This is a genomic window from Streptomyces sp. HUAS TT11 (assembly GCF_051553595.1).
In the GTDB taxonomy this organism is placed as follows: domain Bacteria; phylum Actinomycetota; class Actinomycetes; order Streptomycetales; family Streptomycetaceae; genus Streptomyces.
In genome coordinates this window covers 96,343-111,102 of record NZ_CP196184.1, presented here as the reverse complement: position 1 = coordinate 111,102, position 14,760 = coordinate 96,343, and the positions used below count along the sequence as shown (strand labels likewise).

The following is a 14,760-nucleotide window of genomic DNA, read 5'->3' as shown; positions in this document are numbered from 1 at the left end:
AGGTGCGTCCGGCGAGCCGGTCGTTCCAGGGTTTCCGGCCCTGCGCGGGCGGGATTCGGGCGAGGCGCCACCGGGGGGATTCTGCGCTGCGCGGGTGGTACGGGGGGACATGACGGCTCAGTTGCCCTTCGCCAGGGCCTGCTCGCCGTTGCGCTGGAGGGCTGCGAGGATCGTCTTGGGGTCGGTGGTGCTCAGCGTCTGCAGATCGGTGTTGAACTGGCTGAGCACCTTGTCGAATCCGGCTATGGTCACAGGGCCCTGCGCGTAGGCGGCGGAGTCGACCCATGCCTTGGCGTCCGGCTCCTGCCGGGCGTAGGTGCCGAGGGTGCTGGTACGTGAGGGCATGACACCGAAGTCATCCGCGAACGTCAGCTGCTGCTTCGCGGAACTGAGGTACTTCACGAGGTCTACGGCGGCCGTCCGGTGGGCGCTCTCGGCGGCCACGCCCCAGCAGGTACTGAAGGCCAGCGTGCCCTTACCGGACGGGCCGGCCGGCAGTTCGACCACCTTGTACTTGACGTTCGGATAGTCGAGCTTCATGGCTCCGGTGAGCCAGTTGCCTTCGATGGTCATGGCGGCCTTGCCCTTGCCGAGGGCCTCGCCGCCCCAGCTGGTGTCGACCTGCTGCGCGTACTTCAGCGCACCCGACTTCAGCAGGGACCGTACGAAGCCGAGTCCTTCGGCGTTCTGGGGGCTGTCGGAGGTCATCTTCGACTGTTCGGGGTCGGTGACCCATCCGCCCGCCTGCTTCATGAAGACGCCGAGCCGCTGGTATTCGTTGGTGGTAACCAGCCCGGTGACGCCGCCCTTGGTCAGTTTGCCCGCGACCGCTTTCAACTCGGCCCAGGTGGTCGGGTAGTCGTTCTCGGTCAGCCCTGCCTTCTTCCACAAGTCGGTGTTGACGGCGAGCGCGAGGGTGGAGGTGTCCTTCGGCAGACACACCAGCTTGCCGTCGTACGAGAAGGAGGAGCGCAGCTGCGCGGAGAAGTCATCCGCGTCCTTGATCCGGTCGCCGTAGGCGTACAGCGAGCCGGCTTTCGCGTAGTTCGCGAACTGGTCGGAGTTGACGTAGAAGACGTCCGGCGGCTTGTGCCCGGCGAAGGACTGGGCGAGCTGCTGGTTCATGTCCTTGGCGACCTCCACGGTCACCGAGTTGCCGGATTGCTTCGTGTAGGCGGCCGCCGCGTCCTTGACGGACTTCGTCTCGGCGTCGCCCGATGTGGCGATCAGCACCGTCAGGTGCTGTCGACTGCCGGTGTCCTGCTTCGTCTTGCTGCCGCTGCCGAAGTTCGAGGAGCAGCCCGTTGCGGCGAGCAGTGCTGCGCAGCTGAGGATGGCGGCCGCCGTGCGGGTGGTGGTCATGTGTGCCTCCGGGGATTCGAGGTGGGGATGTGCGGCTCCGCCCGGGCGTCACGGCAGGCAGTGGGCCCGGGGTGGGTTGGGAAAGGGAAGAAGTGGGGGGCGGGCCGGGGAACCGGTGGCGGGTGTCTACCGGGTCGCCGTCGAGGTCGTCGGCCCGCTCGGACCGGGATGCACCGCGGGGGTGCTGTCCCTGACGACGAGGAAGGGTTCCAGCAGGACCCGTTCCGGTGGTGCGGAGGCGTCGGCCATCCGTGCCAGGAGCAGCCGTATGCACTCCCGGCCGACCGCCTCCATCGGCTGGGCGATCGTGGACAGGGTCGGGGAGAGGATCGCGGCAGTGGGCGAGTCGTCGAAGCCGATCACGGACACGTCCCGGCCCGGGGCCGACTCGCGCTCACGCAGCGCGTGGTAGCAGCCGAGAGCCAGCATGTCGCTGGCCGCCACGACGGCTGTGACGCCCGCGTCGAGCATCGGCTTTATCGCGCTGCGTGCGGAGTCGATGTCGTCCACACTCTGCGCACGTCGCCCACGTGTCGGCAGTCCGTGCCGTCGCATGGCTCGCTGCCAGCCCTCGGCGCGGTCGTCACCGACACCGGAGCCGCGTGGCCAGCCGAGAAAGGCGATTCTGCGGTGCCCGAGGGCGACCAGGTGCTCGACGGCGGCGTCCGTGCCCGAGGCGCCGTCGACGTCGACCCAGTCGCCGATCTGGCGACCCGACCACATGCGGCCGAAGCCGACGAACGGCACGCCCCGCTGGGCGAGCCACGCCTGGCGTGGGTCCTGGCGTGCCGTGCCGCTGAGCACGAACCCATCCACCTCGTGCTGCCCGAGCAACTCCTCGTAACCGTCCAGGGCCGGCCCGCCGGCCGGGCACGCGAACAGCAGGATGCGATAGCCGGCCTCGTCGGCTGCCTGGGACAGCGCATGCAGGAAACGATCCATGACCGGGGTCGCGGAGCCCGCCGGGGTGGGCTGGACGCCGTAGCCGATCAGCTTGCTGGAGCGGGTGCGCAACGTCTGCGCGGCGCGGCTCGGTCGGTACCCCATCTCGTCGATCGCGTGGCGGACCCGTTCCAGGGTCTCCGGGCGCAGCAGGTCCGGCGAGTTGAGGGCGTTGGAAACGGTCTGCGGGGAGAACCCGGCCCGGCGGGCGACCATGGCAAGGGTCACCGGGCCGCCCTTGGCCGACGGACTGTTGGTGGAGCGGGGCATGCGGGTCTCCGACATGAGAGGACGAACAGGGTCTTGCTGGACGCATTGGAGCGTTCAAATGGCATTGCCAGCGCCTTGACTTGGCTATTAGTGTCATTGGAACGATCTAACGCTGAGAGGTTCTTCTCTTTTGGACAGCACTGTCAAGACCCAAGACACCAACGGTCCGGTCGCGGGGGCCGCGCACACCACCGAGGGCCTGCAGCCGTTCCTGCACGACGCGGTCGTCTCGCTGTACGCGCCGAGCTTCGTGATCTCACGTGGGGACGGACAGCTCGACGGAGGGGCGGACGGCTTCTTCCACGGTGACGGCAGGGCCCTTTCACGACTGACCACCACAGTCGACGGCATCGCCCTCGCGCCGATCACGGGCCGATTCAGGGAGGCGGATCGGGCGGACTTCCAAGCGATTCTGCGCGGGCTGGGCGAGGTGACGCCGGACCCGGCGGTTGCTCTGCACCGCCGGCGCACGGTCACGGCCGGTCAGCTGGAGGAGGAACTCGAGGTCGTCAACGCGGGCACCCGACACGTGAGTTTCCGGCTGACGGTCACCGCCGGCACCGACCTCGCCGCGATGGAGGACGTGAAATCGGGACGTCGCCCGGCCCTTGTACCGGCGCGGTCGCAGGACGACGCCCAACTGGCATGGTCCCGCGACACCTTCAGCGTGCGACTGGTCAGCGAACCGGCCCCCGACACACTCGACGCCGCAGCAGGACGACTGTCCTACGACGTCCAACTGGCCCCCGGTACCTCATGGACGACCAGGCTCCGCTGTACAGCGGAGTATGCGGAGGGCGACCAGTTCCCGGCACCCCCGGCGGACACCCTGCCATGGCGGCACCCCGTCCTGCGCAGCGCGGACCGTCGCTTCGACCACTGGCTGCAGCAGTCGGTCGCCGACCTCGCTCGACTGCGCCTGACGGATCCGCAGTCGAGCGAGGGGCACACGGAAACGGGCGGCCGTGTGGATCAGTTCCTGGCCGCCGGCGCCCCGTGGTTTCTGACCCTGTTCGGGCGTGACTCGCTGTGGGCCGCCCGTATGCTGCTCCCGCTCGGCACCGATCTGGCGCTCGGCACGCTGCGCACACTCGCCCGCCGCCAGGGCACCGTCCTCGATGCGGTCACGGAGGAACAGCCGGGCAAGATCCTGCACGAAGTGCGCCGTGCGACACAGGACTTCACGGACTCCTTCTCCCTGCCGCCGGTGTACTACGGCACGGTGGACGCGACACCTCTGTGGATCACGCTGCTGCACGACGCCTGGCTCTGGGGCCTGGTCCCGGAGGAGGTCGAACGACTGCTGCCGCATGCCGAGTCGGCGCTCGCCTGGATGCGCGACCACGGCGCCGCGGGTGACGACGGCTTCCTGAAGTACGTGGACCGGACCGGCCGAGGCCTGGCCAACCAGGGCTGGAAGGACTCCGGCGACGCCATCCGGCACCAGGACGGCCGCCTCGCCGAACCGCCCATCGCCCTGTGCGAGGTACAGGCCTATGCATACGAGGCCGCCCGCGCCGGAGCAGCCTTGCTGAGGGCGTTCGGACGGCCCGGAGCTGACGCATGGGAGGAGTGGGCGGAGCAGCTCGCCGCCCGTTTCCGCAAGCGATTCTGGGTCGAGGACGCGACCGGCCCGTACCCGGCGATCGCACTGGACCGGGAGGGCAGGCCCGTGGACGCGGTCACGTCCGGCTTCGGACATCTCCTCGGCACAGGCCTGCTGAACCAGGAGGAGACCGCGCTGCTGGCGGCGCGGCTGACGGCCTCCGACCTCGATGCGGGTCACGGCCTGCGCACCCTCAGCAGTGCAGCGGTGGGCTTCAACCCCTATGGCTACCACATCGGTTCGATCTGGCCGCACGACACGGCCATCGCCGTGCACGGCCTGGTGAGAGCGGGCTTCGCCGACGCGGCCGCACCACTTGCGGCGGGCCTGCTGACGGCATCGGCCACCTTCGACGCACGCCTGCCCGAGCTCTACGCCGGCCACGGCAGCGAAGCCGTCGCCCGCCCAGCCCCCTATCCGGCGTCCTGCCGCCCCCAGGCCTGGGCGGCAGCGTCATCGGTACTGGTGCTGCGCGCCGCGCTGGGCCTGGATGCAAACGTCCCGGGCGGCACGGTCACGGTGGACCCCGGATTCGCCCGCTCCTACGGCCCTCTGACGGTGACCGGACTCCAGGTCGGCGGGGGACCGTTGGACATCACGCTGGCGGCGGACGGGACAGTGAGTGCGACAGGTCCGAAGGGACTGGCCGTGACCACGACTGACCGGTAGGGGCGATTGCGCCGTCTTTTGCCGCTGGGCGGCTCACGGCTACTGGCCTGGGTGGACGCCGGTGCCCGTGTACACCTTCGGCGTCACGTGAGCAGGAACCGACCGGTGGGGTGGGCGGCGGAGGGGCGGGCGGCGTGGACGGCAGCCCAGGGGTGCCCGAAGCGCAGCAGTTCGGTGATGGTGACCGCGGCGTCGGTGTCGAACGTCTCGATCCGGATGAACCGCAGGCCCTTGATGTGGCCGAGCAAGTCCGGCCGCACGGCGTCGCCGGCCTTCAGCGACAGTACCGGCGCATACAGATCAACGAGTCCGCTGGAGGCCTGGATGTAGAACGCGGCGACCGCCTCGTTGAGGGGATCCTTCGGGTCGTACAATGCCGCGGCGGTCATGTGGCCCAGGACGACCGCGATCGCCACCACTACGCGGGCGCCCGCGGACCGTGCGAGGCGGCGCCCAGGCGCTCCAGCAGAGCCCGGGCCTTCGCCTTGGCCTCCGCCCTCGGCGTGCTGCCGAGGGCGGAGACGAGCTCGCATCGAACGAAAGATGAGTGCTCCGAGGACCGACATCGACGCGGCGCGCCGGGCCCTCGCCGACCAGTCCGGCGAGGACGGGCGCCGGTCGCTCCGAGCGGGAGGGTGGCTCGGGAAGGCCTTTTCGCCCGCAGCAGTAGCGGGGCCACGGCTCGCTGCTCCACCCTGCCCCGATCGAACCAGAAGCGGACTCACTCATACGGCGTGGAGCGCTGTGGTGCGGGGCGGCCGAGCCGCCCCGTCTCCGGTCACATACCTCCCATTCCGGAGTTGGCGAGGCCGTTGATGAACCTGCGCTGCAGCAGCAGGAAGAGGATGAGCATCGGCGCGATCATGATGAGTCCGGCCGCGCTGATGAGCGTGAAGTTCTGGGTGAAGCCCTGCTGAAAGGTGAAGAAGGTCGTCGACAGCGGCATCTTGGAATCCGACTGGATCATCGTCACCGCGAACAGGAACTCGTTGTAGGCCGACAGTCCGGTGGTCAGTGCCACCGTGAGGATGCCCGGAAGAGCGTTCGGCAGGACGACACGGAGGAAGACCCGCAGTTCACCAGCCCCGTCCACCCGGGCGGCCTCCTCCATCTCGCTTGGGATCCCCAGCAGGAACGAGCGCAGAAGCAGGGTGCCGAACGGGGAGAACAGTCCGCAGTAGATGAGGATGAGCCCGATCCGGGTGTCGTAGAGGCCGGCTCGTGCCCACATGTAGAACAGCGGGACGAGGAACATCTGGGAGGGCAGCGCGCTGGAGACGAGCAGATAGGTCATGAACCCCGCGGCGCCGCGTACCTTGAGCCGCGCCAGGGCGTAGGCGGCGAGGCTCGCGACCATGCAGGTCATCACCACAGTGCCGAGGACGATCAGCAGCGAGTTCCACAGGCCCGCGGCCATGTTGGCCTGGGACCACGCCGAGGTGAAGTTGCTCCACGTCCAGCTCTTCGGCAGTCCGAGGGAGTCCGCCGCGTACTCGCTGTTCGTCTTGAGTGCGTTGAAGAGGAACAGCACGATCGGGCCGAGGGAGAAGGCGGCCAACGCCGTCAGCGCGACGTACACAGCGGTACGCCCGATCGGGAGCCTGCGCCGCCGGCCCACGGCCGGTGCCGCGTCACCGTCCTGCGCTCTGCGGGCCGACGTGTCGGGTGATACGGCGACGCTCATGTCTCCCACTCCCTGGTCTTGCGGATCACGAGGTAGACGGTGACCACCACGGCGCTGATGAGCGCCATGACGATGCCCGTGGCGGAGGCGTACCCGCCCTGGAGGTTGGAGAAGGCGTTTCGGTAGGCGACGGTCGACAGCAGGTCGGTCGAGCCCGCCGGCCCTCCCTGGGTGAGGATGTAGACGTAGTCGAAGGCGAGAAACGACCAGATGATCGTCATCAGGCCGAGGAAGGCGAAGGTCGGCCTGATGGCGGGCAGGGTCACCGCGAAGAACTGCCGGGTCGCACCTGCCCCGTCCATGGCGGCCGCCTCATACAGGCTCGGGTTCACGCCCTGCATCGCGGCCAGGAAGACCACGACCAGAAAGCCCCACCAGGCCCAGTTGTTGACGAACTCCACCGACCACAGGGCCAGCTGCGGATCACCCAGCGGATTGATGTGCAGCAGGTTTCCCAGGCCGTTCTGCGGGTCGAGGATGCTGCGCCAGATGGACGCGTTCACGACGCTCGCGACGATGTACGGAATGAAGTACAGGGTGCGGAACAGCAGTCGGAAGCGGTGGATCCGGGACAGGGCGTAGGCCCCGAACAGACCCATGGCCATCGGCACGACCAGGAAGAAGACCGTCCACAGGATGTTGTGCTCCAGCCCCTGTACGAACTCGGGGTCCCGGAACAGGTTCCGGTAGTTCTGCAGGCCGATGAAGTGGGCCTTGGAGCTGATGCCGGTCCAGTCGGTGAACGAGTACCAGACGGAGAAGGCGCTCGGGACTACGACGACGAACAGGTTGAAGATGATCAGCGGCAGCAGGAACAGCCAACCGAAGACCGTGCGGTCGCGCAGCCGGGCGGCAAAGCGGGGACGGTGCAGAAGAATCCTGGACCCGTGCGGCCCGGCTCCAGCCGCGGCTGCGGCCGTGGTTTCGGGGATCGTCATGAGAGTCCTCCTCCGGGCTTTGGGGCGTCCGGCACCCGGCCTTCGGCTCTCTCCGTGGCGAAGCGTGACTCGATGCCCGCGCAGTACGCCTTCGCGCTCAGTCGGCCGGTGATGACGTTCTCGAAGTAGTCGATCATGTAAGTCTCGGTCTGCTGGGGGAAGAACGTCCAGGTGGTGTAGCCGATGGACTTCGCGGCCGACAGCTGCGAGTACAACCGGACGATCCGCGGGTCCGCCTTGGCGGAGAAGTCGGTTGCCGAGATGTGGACGGGCGGTGGCTCGAAGTTCATCTGCTCGACGCTGGCGATGATCGTCTTCACGTCGGTGGTGAAGAAGTCGAGGTAGTCGGCGGCGGCCGGGGTGTCCGCGAAGTTCGTGTTGATCCCGACGGACTGGCCGATCGCCAGATCCCAGACGACCTGCGGAACGCCCTTGCCGAGCGACGGCACGGTCGTCCAGTCCCATGTGGCGTCGTTACCAGCCGCCTTCCCGAAGTAGCTGCCGAAGTTCGAGAAGTCCCAGGTACCGGAGAGCATCCCGGCCGCCTTGCCCGAGGCGAGCTGCTGGTAGATGGCGGGGAAGTTGTTGGTGAAGTAGAGGCCGACGCCGCCGCCGAACCATCCCTTCTTGAAGTACGAGGCCATCCGGTCGATCGCGTCCACGAAGACGGGGTCGGTCCACTTCGTCTCGCCGCGCAGGGCTGAGTACACCGCTTCGGGGCCCGCGCCATGGTTCAGCGCGAGGCCCACGAACCATTCGTTGGCGCCCTTGTAGTCGGCGTTGCCCGCCGACAGCGGGACGTGACCCTTGCCCTTGGCCTCGGCGCAGAATTCCTCGAACTCCTCCTGAGTCTTCGGCGGTGTGAGGCCGAGCTTGTCGAGCGTGGCCGGGTTCGAGTAGAAAACCATGGTCTCGTACGAGGCAGGCAGCGTGACGAGCTTGCCGTCGACCTGGGAGGCGCCCAGTGCCCAGGGGGCGAAGGTGTCCGCCCAGCCGTACTTCTTCGCGTACGGCCCCAGGTCGGCGAGGTAGCCGGCGGACCAGTACGAGGAGACGAAACTCGACGGTCCTGGTGTGACGATGATCGATGGTCCCGAGCCGGCGGCCAGTGCCGTCTGGATCAGGCGGTCGATGGTGCTGTCGGCCTTCGGACTGAACCGCACGGGGTACGTGCCCCGGTAGCCCTCGGCGAAGTGCTTTCGGAAGTAGTCGTTCTGCTGCGCGTCCGCGAGGTTGTTCCAGATCGTGATGGCATCGCTGGAGCCACCCGGACCTGTCGACCCGCACGCACTCAGCAACGCCGCGATTCCCAGAGCGCCCCCGGCGCCCAGCAGTTGGCGACGTGAGATCGGGGCCATCCTCATCTCCATCGATAGAAGGGTTTGTTGCAGCGGCCCGTCCGGGTGGGCGGGACGCGGGCACGTCAGCTTGTCCGGGCGAACCGTGCTGTGCGCGCGGCCAGATCGGAGATGCGGGAGTTGTCGAACCCGAACAGCGCCGAACGGGTCCGGTCGTGCAGGGGCTCGATCAGGTGTTCAGGGAGCCCCGCCGTGCCGGTGAGGATGCCTGCGACGGAGCCGACCGTGGCGCCGTTGGAGTCGGTGTCCCAGCCGCTCATGACGACCTTTCCGACGGCGTTTGTGTAGTCGTCCTCGCACCACAGCAGGGCCGCGGTGACGGCGGCCGCGTTGTTGACGGTGTGGATCCACGAGTAGTGGCCGTAGGCCGCATGGATCTCCGCGAGCGCGGCGTCCCAGGTCAATCCCTCGGAGCGGAGCCGGATGACGCGGCTGAGGGCCTCGTGAAGGCGGGAGCGGGGCGGAACCACGGTGAGCGAGGCGTCCACGGCCTCGGCCGCGTCGGACGCGGTGAAGGCGCTCGCGACGAGGGCGGCCGCCCACATCTCGCCGTAGACGCCGTTGGCTGTGTGGGAGAGCGCGGCGTCCTGATGGGCCAGCGCGGCGGCCGCCGCGGGGTCGCCCGGGTTGACGTAGCCGAAGACATCGGCACGGATCTGCGCGCCGATCCACTCCCGGTAGGGGTTGCGGAAGCGCGCGACCTGCGGAACCCGCAGCCCGTTGATCAGGTTGATGTAGGCCGCACGCTCGGCGGTGAAGATCTGCTGCAGCGGGAACAGTTCGGTCCAGGCCGCGCCCACGTGTTCCGGGCGCAGTCCGCGACCATGGGTCTCCAGCAGATGCAGGTTGAGGATCGTGTAGTCGATGTCGTCATCGCGCGCCGAGCCGTCGATGTTCCCGCGCGTGGTCTGCGGCCAGCACTCGCGGAACGGGAAGCCCTCCGACTGGGACATGGGAGCGATGAAGTAGTCAGTGAGCGGATAGGAGTCGGTGAGCTCGAGGTAGTCGCGTGTACGCTCCACGGTCCAGAGGTCGCCGTCCTCGACGGGCTTGCCGAGATTGCAGCCCGCGATACGGCCGAGCCAGGCCGCGTGCACCTGGTCGTGGTAGCGATCCTTGTCGTGGGCCACGGCCCGCACGGGCGACACGCAGGCCCGGATGTCGTGGAGCGACTCGGGCTCCTCGTACGTCCAGCCGGGCAGCCTGGCGCTGTCCCGCATACCGTCGACCAGCGCGAGGAGGGCGTCGCGGTCCTCCGGATCGGTGGCGTTGGCCGCGCGCACCACGTCATCGACGTCGTACCAGGTCTCGCGGCGCTGGGCGACCTCGTCTGCGAGGAGGTCCCTCGGCAGGCAGGCGTCGGTGGCGGTGTGCCGGTATGCCTCGTCGAGCTCCACCGAGGAGCCGACCGGACTCTGTGTCATGGGTTATGCGTCCATTTCTCTGTGTGCAAATCGATTTGCATTCGGTGGAGTCGGCACGGTGCGGATCCGTGTCGGCTCACGGGGCAGGGGGAGAAGAGGTCAGGCTGACTGCCTGACGACCAGTCGGGTCGGCAGGACGGTCTGTTTGTAGGGAGCGCCCGGGCCGTTCTCCATGCGCCACAGGATGGTGCGTGCGCAGGCGTCGCCGACCGCCGCCGCGGGGTTGACGACCGTGGTCAGTTGCGGCGAGACGAGCGCGGCGGTCTCGATGTCGTCGAATCCGACGATCGCGATGTCCTCGGGCACCCGGAGGCCGGCCGCGTGGGCTGCCTGCATGGCGCCGATCGCGATGAGGTCGTTGGCGCAGAGCAAGGCGCGCGGCCGGTCGGGACCGGCCAGCAGGCGGGCTGCCGCGGCCTCTCCGCCCTCGCGGTCGAAGGGCGCGTGCTCGATCCACCGATCAGGCACCTCGACGCCCCCGGCGGCGACGGCGCCCCGGAACGCCTCCAGTCGGAAGGAGTCGGTGGAGACGGCCGGCGGCCCGTCGATGAAGCCGAGTTCGCGTATCTGCCGGCCCACCAGGTGGTCGACGGCCTCGCAGAGGCCGCGGGTGTCGTCGGTCAGCACGGAGTCCGCCGGGATGTCGTCGTACTCGTCGGTGGTGATGACGAGCGGCATGGCCGGGCCGACGACCTCGCGCACCTGGGCGGCGGAGAGTGCCATGGGCTGCATGACCACACCGTCGACTCCACGGGCCGCCATCTCCTCCAGGAGCCTGCGTTCCGTGGCCGCGTCGCCGTCGGTGTTGCCGATGAAGGAGACATACCCCTCCCTCGCCAGGACGTCGTGGATCGCGCGGGCCACGGCGGGGTAGTACGGGTTCGCGATGTCGACCAGGAGCAGTGCCACCGACTGGGTCCGCTGGCTGCGCAGTCCCTTCGCGACCATGTTGGGTCGGTAGTTCTGCTGCTCGACGGCCTCCATGATGCGTTTCCGCGTGGCGGCGGAGACGGCACGCTTGCCGCTGAGAGCGTGCGACACCGTGGTGGGGCTGACCCCAACGGCGGCAGCCACACTCTCGATGCTGGGGCGGCCGTTCATACGCGTCATCGCGTCATCCATTCGAACTCGACAGAAGCAAAACGATTTGCATCCGGTTCGGGTCAGCGTCAGGTCTGAAGTGTGTCCGTGTCAACACCCTTGCTGCGCATTTCTCAAGTCGGCGTGGACACCGGCACCTGGTTGTCCTGGCACAGCGGTCTTGGAGTGGCCGTTCGCGTGAGCGGACGGGTAGCGGGGCCGCGCCGCTGGTGAGGGATGAACCGTGGCTGCCCGGGTCGTGCACTTCCCTGTCGACGCCCCGGAGATCCGCGTCACCCTGGCCCACAGCCGCATGCTGGCGCTCGCACCGGGTGAACCTGTGCCGGCTCATGTTTCCACGTGGGCCCTGCTGGAGTCGGTGACATTCAGGGCGTTCGGCGGACCCGCCACGATCACCACCGCAGATGCCACGTCGACCCTGCATGACGGGGAGTTGGTGACGTGGTCGGTGGCCAAGTCGGTCGATTCTGTGCTCGTCGGGCCGCTGGAGGTCGCAGTAACTGCGGGCGGGACCGGCACGGTCGCCGTCGCCTGGACCAGGGCCGTCAACGCCCTGGCCCCCCCACGGTCGCATCGAACTTTGACCAGTGACGGATGCGGGGTTGTGTCGGTGGTGAGGGCTAGGGTGCGCTTTCGTGGACGCAGCTGATCTTGATTACCGGGCCCGGACGTTGACGGGCTGCATTCATCCGCGGGTAGTGGCGCGGCTTCTCGAACTCGGTCATGAGCGGGAAGTGGAGTTCCAGGCCAGCCGCGGGGAGTGGTTCTGCGCGCTGAAGTGGGCACGGCTGCTCGGGGATCGAGGCCAGCGCGAGCCTGCGTTGGACGTGCTCGCTCCGTACATTGCCACGGGCTGGTGGCCGGCGGCCCGGGCCCAGGCAGAGATGCTGGAGGGCTACGGCAGAGTGGAGGAGGCGATCACGCTGTCCCGCCCGTACGCCGAGGCCGGGGACCGGTTGGCGCTGGATTTCTTCGCCCGCCTGCTGGCCCGCCAAGGCCGCAACGGCGAGGCGTTCATGCTGCTGCGCACCGAGATCCAGGACTGGTACCTCGCCGGATGCCTGGTTGACGTCGCCGAAGCGGCAGGCCTGGATGAGGAAGCGGCGGCCCTGTTGGCGGCCCGGGTAGACGCGGCGGTCCCCGCTTGCGACGACCCCGACTGCGACAACCTCCGGGTGAAACCGTCCAACGCAGTCGCCCTGCTCGCCACCATCCGGGAACGCCAGGGCCGGATCGAGGAGGCGATCGCCCTGCTGCACATGCGCGCCACCACCTCCGTCAACGGCCGCGACCAGCTGGCGGACCTGCTGGCTAGGCACGATCGGGTCGCGGAACTGCGCGCGTACGCAGCTTCCCAGTACCACGGGCACGCCGTGCAGCGCCTCGCCGAAGTGCTGGACGAACGCGGCGACGTGGAAGGCGCGATCGCCGCCTACAAGGCATTCGGTGCTACACCAGACGGCATGCGGCATGTGGCCGTCCCGCTGTCAGAGCTGCTGGTCCGGCACGGACGGGGCGACGAGGCCATCGAGGTGATGCGGGCTCTCGCCGAACAGCCCGGCGGCGCGGAGGACTGGATCATCCACACACTGTGCACCCTTTACGCCGACCGTGGGCAGCCCCAGGAAGGCCTGGCCTACCTTGACGCACTCAAGGCTCGCCATGACGGCGAGGAGGAATGGGAATTCTTCCGGATGCGGCTTCCGCTCATGGCCGGCTGCGGCCTGCTCGATGAAGCGATCGAGCAGGTGCGCGCGCACCCCGAGGGCGACACCTGGTACACGGCCTGGGCCCTCTCGGATTTGCTCGCCGAGGCCGGCCGCGCCGAGGAAGCCGCCGCCGTCCTCGAACAGCACCCGACCTTCAACACCTCTCTTCGTGCCGAGCGCCTCATCGACCTCGGACGCATCGAGGACGCCATACGCGTCCTCCAGGAACCGAGGACCAAACCGATCACACTCGCCTGGGACTGCGCCAACTCCACCGAACCACCGTTCTGATACTGCGCACCCCGGATCCGTGGGCTGGTGGGGGCCCAGGGTCAGGCGGATGGCGCCGAGGACTACGGCTTCATGTACTCACGCCGCTTCTACGACCTCGACGGCTATGGCTGTCAGGTCATGTGGATGGACCCTGCGGCAGTGAGCAAGGCCTCGAGGCGTTCGCGTCCTCCATGCGGGACGCCGACGTCCCGGTCTGACCTGGTGCTGGGGGTTCGGGCTTTGTGTCGGGGGCGGGGCCGGGTGAGTGTGTGTGGGTGTCCGTGTTGGTGGTGAGGGGGGTGCCGCGTAGGGGCGCCCGTAGAAGGTCGACGTGGCGGGGGGCGAGGGTGGCAGGGGCGTCAATCTCCGTGCTGGTTGCGGTATTTGATGCCTCGTCGGGTTGGGGTGGGTGGGCTCTGGTGGGGGGTGGGTTGGGTGGTGGGTTGGTGGGTGGGGTGAACGGTTGTGCGTTTTTGAACGCTTGTCGGGTTTGGGGGGTTTGCGTTTCTGTGTGGGGTTCGGCTACCGTCCAGGGCCTCCGGACAAATTGTTCGGAGTGTTTGGACGGCGGGGTTTGGTCATGACCTGTCGGCGCTGGTGCCGGTGGGTCCGCCGTTTCCGCTGCTCCGCAGCCGGGTTCCCGCATGACCCGGCTGCGGGGTGGTGGGTCCTCGTTCGTTCGGATGCTGGTGCGGTGCGGGTGGTGTGGCGGGTGTGTGGTTCACCGCCGGCCGGCTGTTCGTGCCGCAGGTGCAGGACGGGGCCAGGGCGGGCGGCCCGGGGGTTCGACTTCCCCGGGTTGTCTGGGCTCGGTGTCCGTTCTGTTCGACCGTTCCTTGACAGGATGAAAGGTGTTTTACCCATGAACATGGACCAGCTTGAGGCCGAGACCGCGGAGCTGCTGCCCGGGCGGGAGGCGTTGGGGAAGTTCTCGTTCAACTTCACCAAGATGACCAACATCACGAAGAAGGTCGCTCACGTGGACGCGCACAACGAGTCCGCGGCGGTCAACTCGTGCTCGCCGTACGCGGTCGCGCAGTCCGAGGCCTCGCAGGCCATCAGCGTGCAGCAGTAGGACCCGGTGGTGCAGGGCCGCTCATGCAGCGGAACGCGGCCCTGCACCCGCCCCACCCGCGGAACCTGGCACGTGGGGAAGCCGGCCCCGCCGGCGGAATAGGGCCCTGACTCCGGCCCGTTGGGGGACCAGCCCTGACCTCCGCTCGTTGGAGGTTTTGGTCCTGGACGTCTTCCTGTGTGGAATGCGGTCCTGGGACTCCGTCGATCGCGGTTTCCGGGTCTTGTGTCCTGCCTGGTGCGGTGCCTGTTTCTGTGTTCCGGCTGGTGTGGGGTGTGGGTTTGTATCCGGCCTGGTGCGGGTGTCTCCGGCTTGCGGCTGGTGGTTCGCCCGGTGCCGGTTCCGGGCT

At 68.3% G+C, this 14,760-nt stretch carries 11 protein-coding genes; 3 read left to right on the top strand and 8 right to left on the bottom strand.

What is annotated here, in order from left to right:
* Window positions 1–117: 117 nt before the first annotated feature.
* Together ACSHXN_RS00590 and ACSHXN_RS00585 are read right to left on the bottom strand one after the other, a co-directional pair.
* Window positions 118–1,362: a sugar ABC transporter substrate-binding protein gene (locus tag ACSHXN_RS00590; RefSeq protein ID WP_438302388.1), complete on the bottom strand. Its 1,245-nt coding sequence runs from the start codon at window positions 1,360–1,362 to the stop codon at window positions 118–120.
* 126 nt (window positions 1,363–1,488) lie between these two features.
* Window positions 1,489–2,574, bottom strand: a complete 1,086-nt coding sequence (locus tag ACSHXN_RS00585; protein WP_438302387.1) for a LacI family DNA-binding transcriptional regulator — start codon at window positions 2,572–2,574, stop codon at window positions 1,489–1,491.
* Window positions 2,575–2,704: 130 nt separating this feature from the next.
* On the opposite strand from ACSHXN_RS00585, the gene ACSHXN_RS00580 reads away from it, so the two are divergent.
* The gene (locus tag ACSHXN_RS00580; RefSeq protein WP_438302386.1) at window positions 2,705–4,849 is read left to right on the top strand and encodes an amylo-alpha-1,6-glucosidase; all 2,145 of its coding nucleotides are present in this window, start codon (window positions 2,705–2,707) and stop codon (window positions 4,847–4,849) included.
* A gap of 83 nt (window positions 4,850–4,932) precedes the next feature.
* Here ACSHXN_RS00580 and ACSHXN_RS00575 read toward each other — a convergent pair whose 3' ends face one another.
* The 6 genes from ACSHXN_RS00575 to ACSHXN_RS00550 all read right to left on the bottom strand — a co-directional run bounded on the left by ACSHXN_RS00575 (window position 4,933) and on the right by ACSHXN_RS00550 (window position 11,363).
* Window positions 4,933–5,238, bottom strand: a complete 306-nt coding sequence (locus ACSHXN_RS00575; RefSeq protein ID WP_438302385.1) for a hypothetical protein — start codon at window positions 5,236–5,238, stop codon at window positions 4,933–4,935.
* Window positions 5,239–5,627: 389 nt separating this feature from the next.
* Window positions 5,628–6,533 (bottom strand): carbohydrate ABC transporter permease, encoded by a 906-nt coding sequence (locus tag ACSHXN_RS00570; protein WP_438302384.1) that lies wholly within the window; start codon window positions 6,531–6,533, stop codon window positions 5,628–5,630.
* Window positions 6,530–7,471 carry a carbohydrate ABC transporter permease gene (locus ACSHXN_RS00565; RefSeq protein WP_438302383.1) on the bottom strand — a complete coding sequence of 314 codons (942 nt, stop codon included), beginning with the start codon at window positions 7,469–7,471 and terminating at the stop codon, window positions 6,530–6,532. The genes ACSHXN_RS00570 and ACSHXN_RS00565 overlap by 4 nt, the downstream gene beginning before the upstream one ends.
* Window positions 7,468–8,829: an ABC transporter substrate-binding protein gene (locus ACSHXN_RS00560; protein ID WP_438302382.1), complete on the bottom strand. Its 1,362-nt coding sequence runs from the start codon at window positions 8,827–8,829 to the stop codon at window positions 7,468–7,470. The genes ACSHXN_RS00565 and ACSHXN_RS00560 overlap by 4 nt, the downstream gene beginning before the upstream one ends.
* A 65-nt stretch (window positions 8,830–8,894) precedes the next feature.
* Window positions 8,895–10,253 carry an ADP-ribosylglycohydrolase family protein gene (locus ACSHXN_RS00555; RefSeq protein ID WP_438302381.1) on the bottom strand — a complete coding sequence of 453 codons (1,359 nt, stop codon included), beginning with the start codon at window positions 10,251–10,253 and terminating at the stop codon, window positions 8,895–8,897.
* Between the two features lie 99 nt (window positions 10,254–10,352).
* Window positions 10,353–11,363, bottom strand: coding sequence for a LacI family DNA-binding transcriptional regulator (locus ACSHXN_RS00550; RefSeq protein ID WP_438302380.1), 1,011 nt, complete (start codon window positions 11,361–11,363; stop codon window positions 10,353–10,355).
* Between the two features lie 626 nt (window positions 11,364–11,989).
* Here ACSHXN_RS00550 and ACSHXN_RS00545 point away from each other — a divergent pair.
* A complete protein-coding gene (locus tag ACSHXN_RS00545; protein WP_438302379.1) occupies window positions 11,990–13,354 on the top strand; it encodes a tetratricopeptide repeat protein in 1,365 nt (454 codons plus the stop codon).
* An 844-nt stretch (window positions 13,355–14,198) separates the two neighbouring features.
* Entirely contained in the window at window positions 14,199–14,411 is a 213-nt protein-coding gene (locus ACSHXN_RS00540; RefSeq protein WP_356297727.1) for a hypothetical protein, read from the top strand.
* Window positions 14,412–14,760: the final 349 nt, after the last annotated feature.

Coding starts and splice junctions, on each gene's coding strand:
- ACSHXN_RS00590 (WP_438302388.1), bottom strand. CDS start 1,362: ATGACCACCACCCGCACGGCGGCCGCCATCCTCAGCTGCGCAGCACTG.
- ACSHXN_RS00585 (WP_438302387.1), bottom strand. CDS start 2,574: ATGCCCCGCTCCACCAACAGTCCGTCGGCCAAGGGCGGCCCGGTGACC.
- ACSHXN_RS00575 (WP_438302385.1), bottom strand. CDS start 5,238: ATGACCGCCGCGGCATTGTACGACCCGAAGGATCCCCTCAACGAGGCG.
- ACSHXN_RS00570 (WP_438302384.1), bottom strand. CDS start 6,533: ATGAGCGTCGCCGTATCACCCGACACGTCGGCCCGCAGAGCGCAGGAC.
- ACSHXN_RS00565 (WP_438302383.1), bottom strand. CDS start 7,471: ATGACGATCCCCGAAACCACGGCCGCAGCCGCGGCTGGAGCCGGGCCG.
- ACSHXN_RS00560 (WP_438302382.1), bottom strand. CDS start 8,829: ATGGCCCCGATCTCACGTCGCCAACTGCTGGGCGCCGGGGGCGCTCTG.
- ACSHXN_RS00555 (WP_438302381.1), bottom strand. CDS start 10,253: ATGACACAGAGTCCGGTCGGCTCCTCGGTGGAGCTCGACGAGGCATAC.
- ACSHXN_RS00550 (WP_438302380.1), bottom strand. CDS start 11,363: ATGACGCGTATGAACGGCCGCCCCAGCATCGAGAGTGTGGCTGCCGCC.
- ACSHXN_RS00540 (WP_356297727.1), top strand. CDS start 14,199: ATGAACATGGACCAGCTTGAGGCCGAGACCGCGGAGCTGCTGCCCGGG.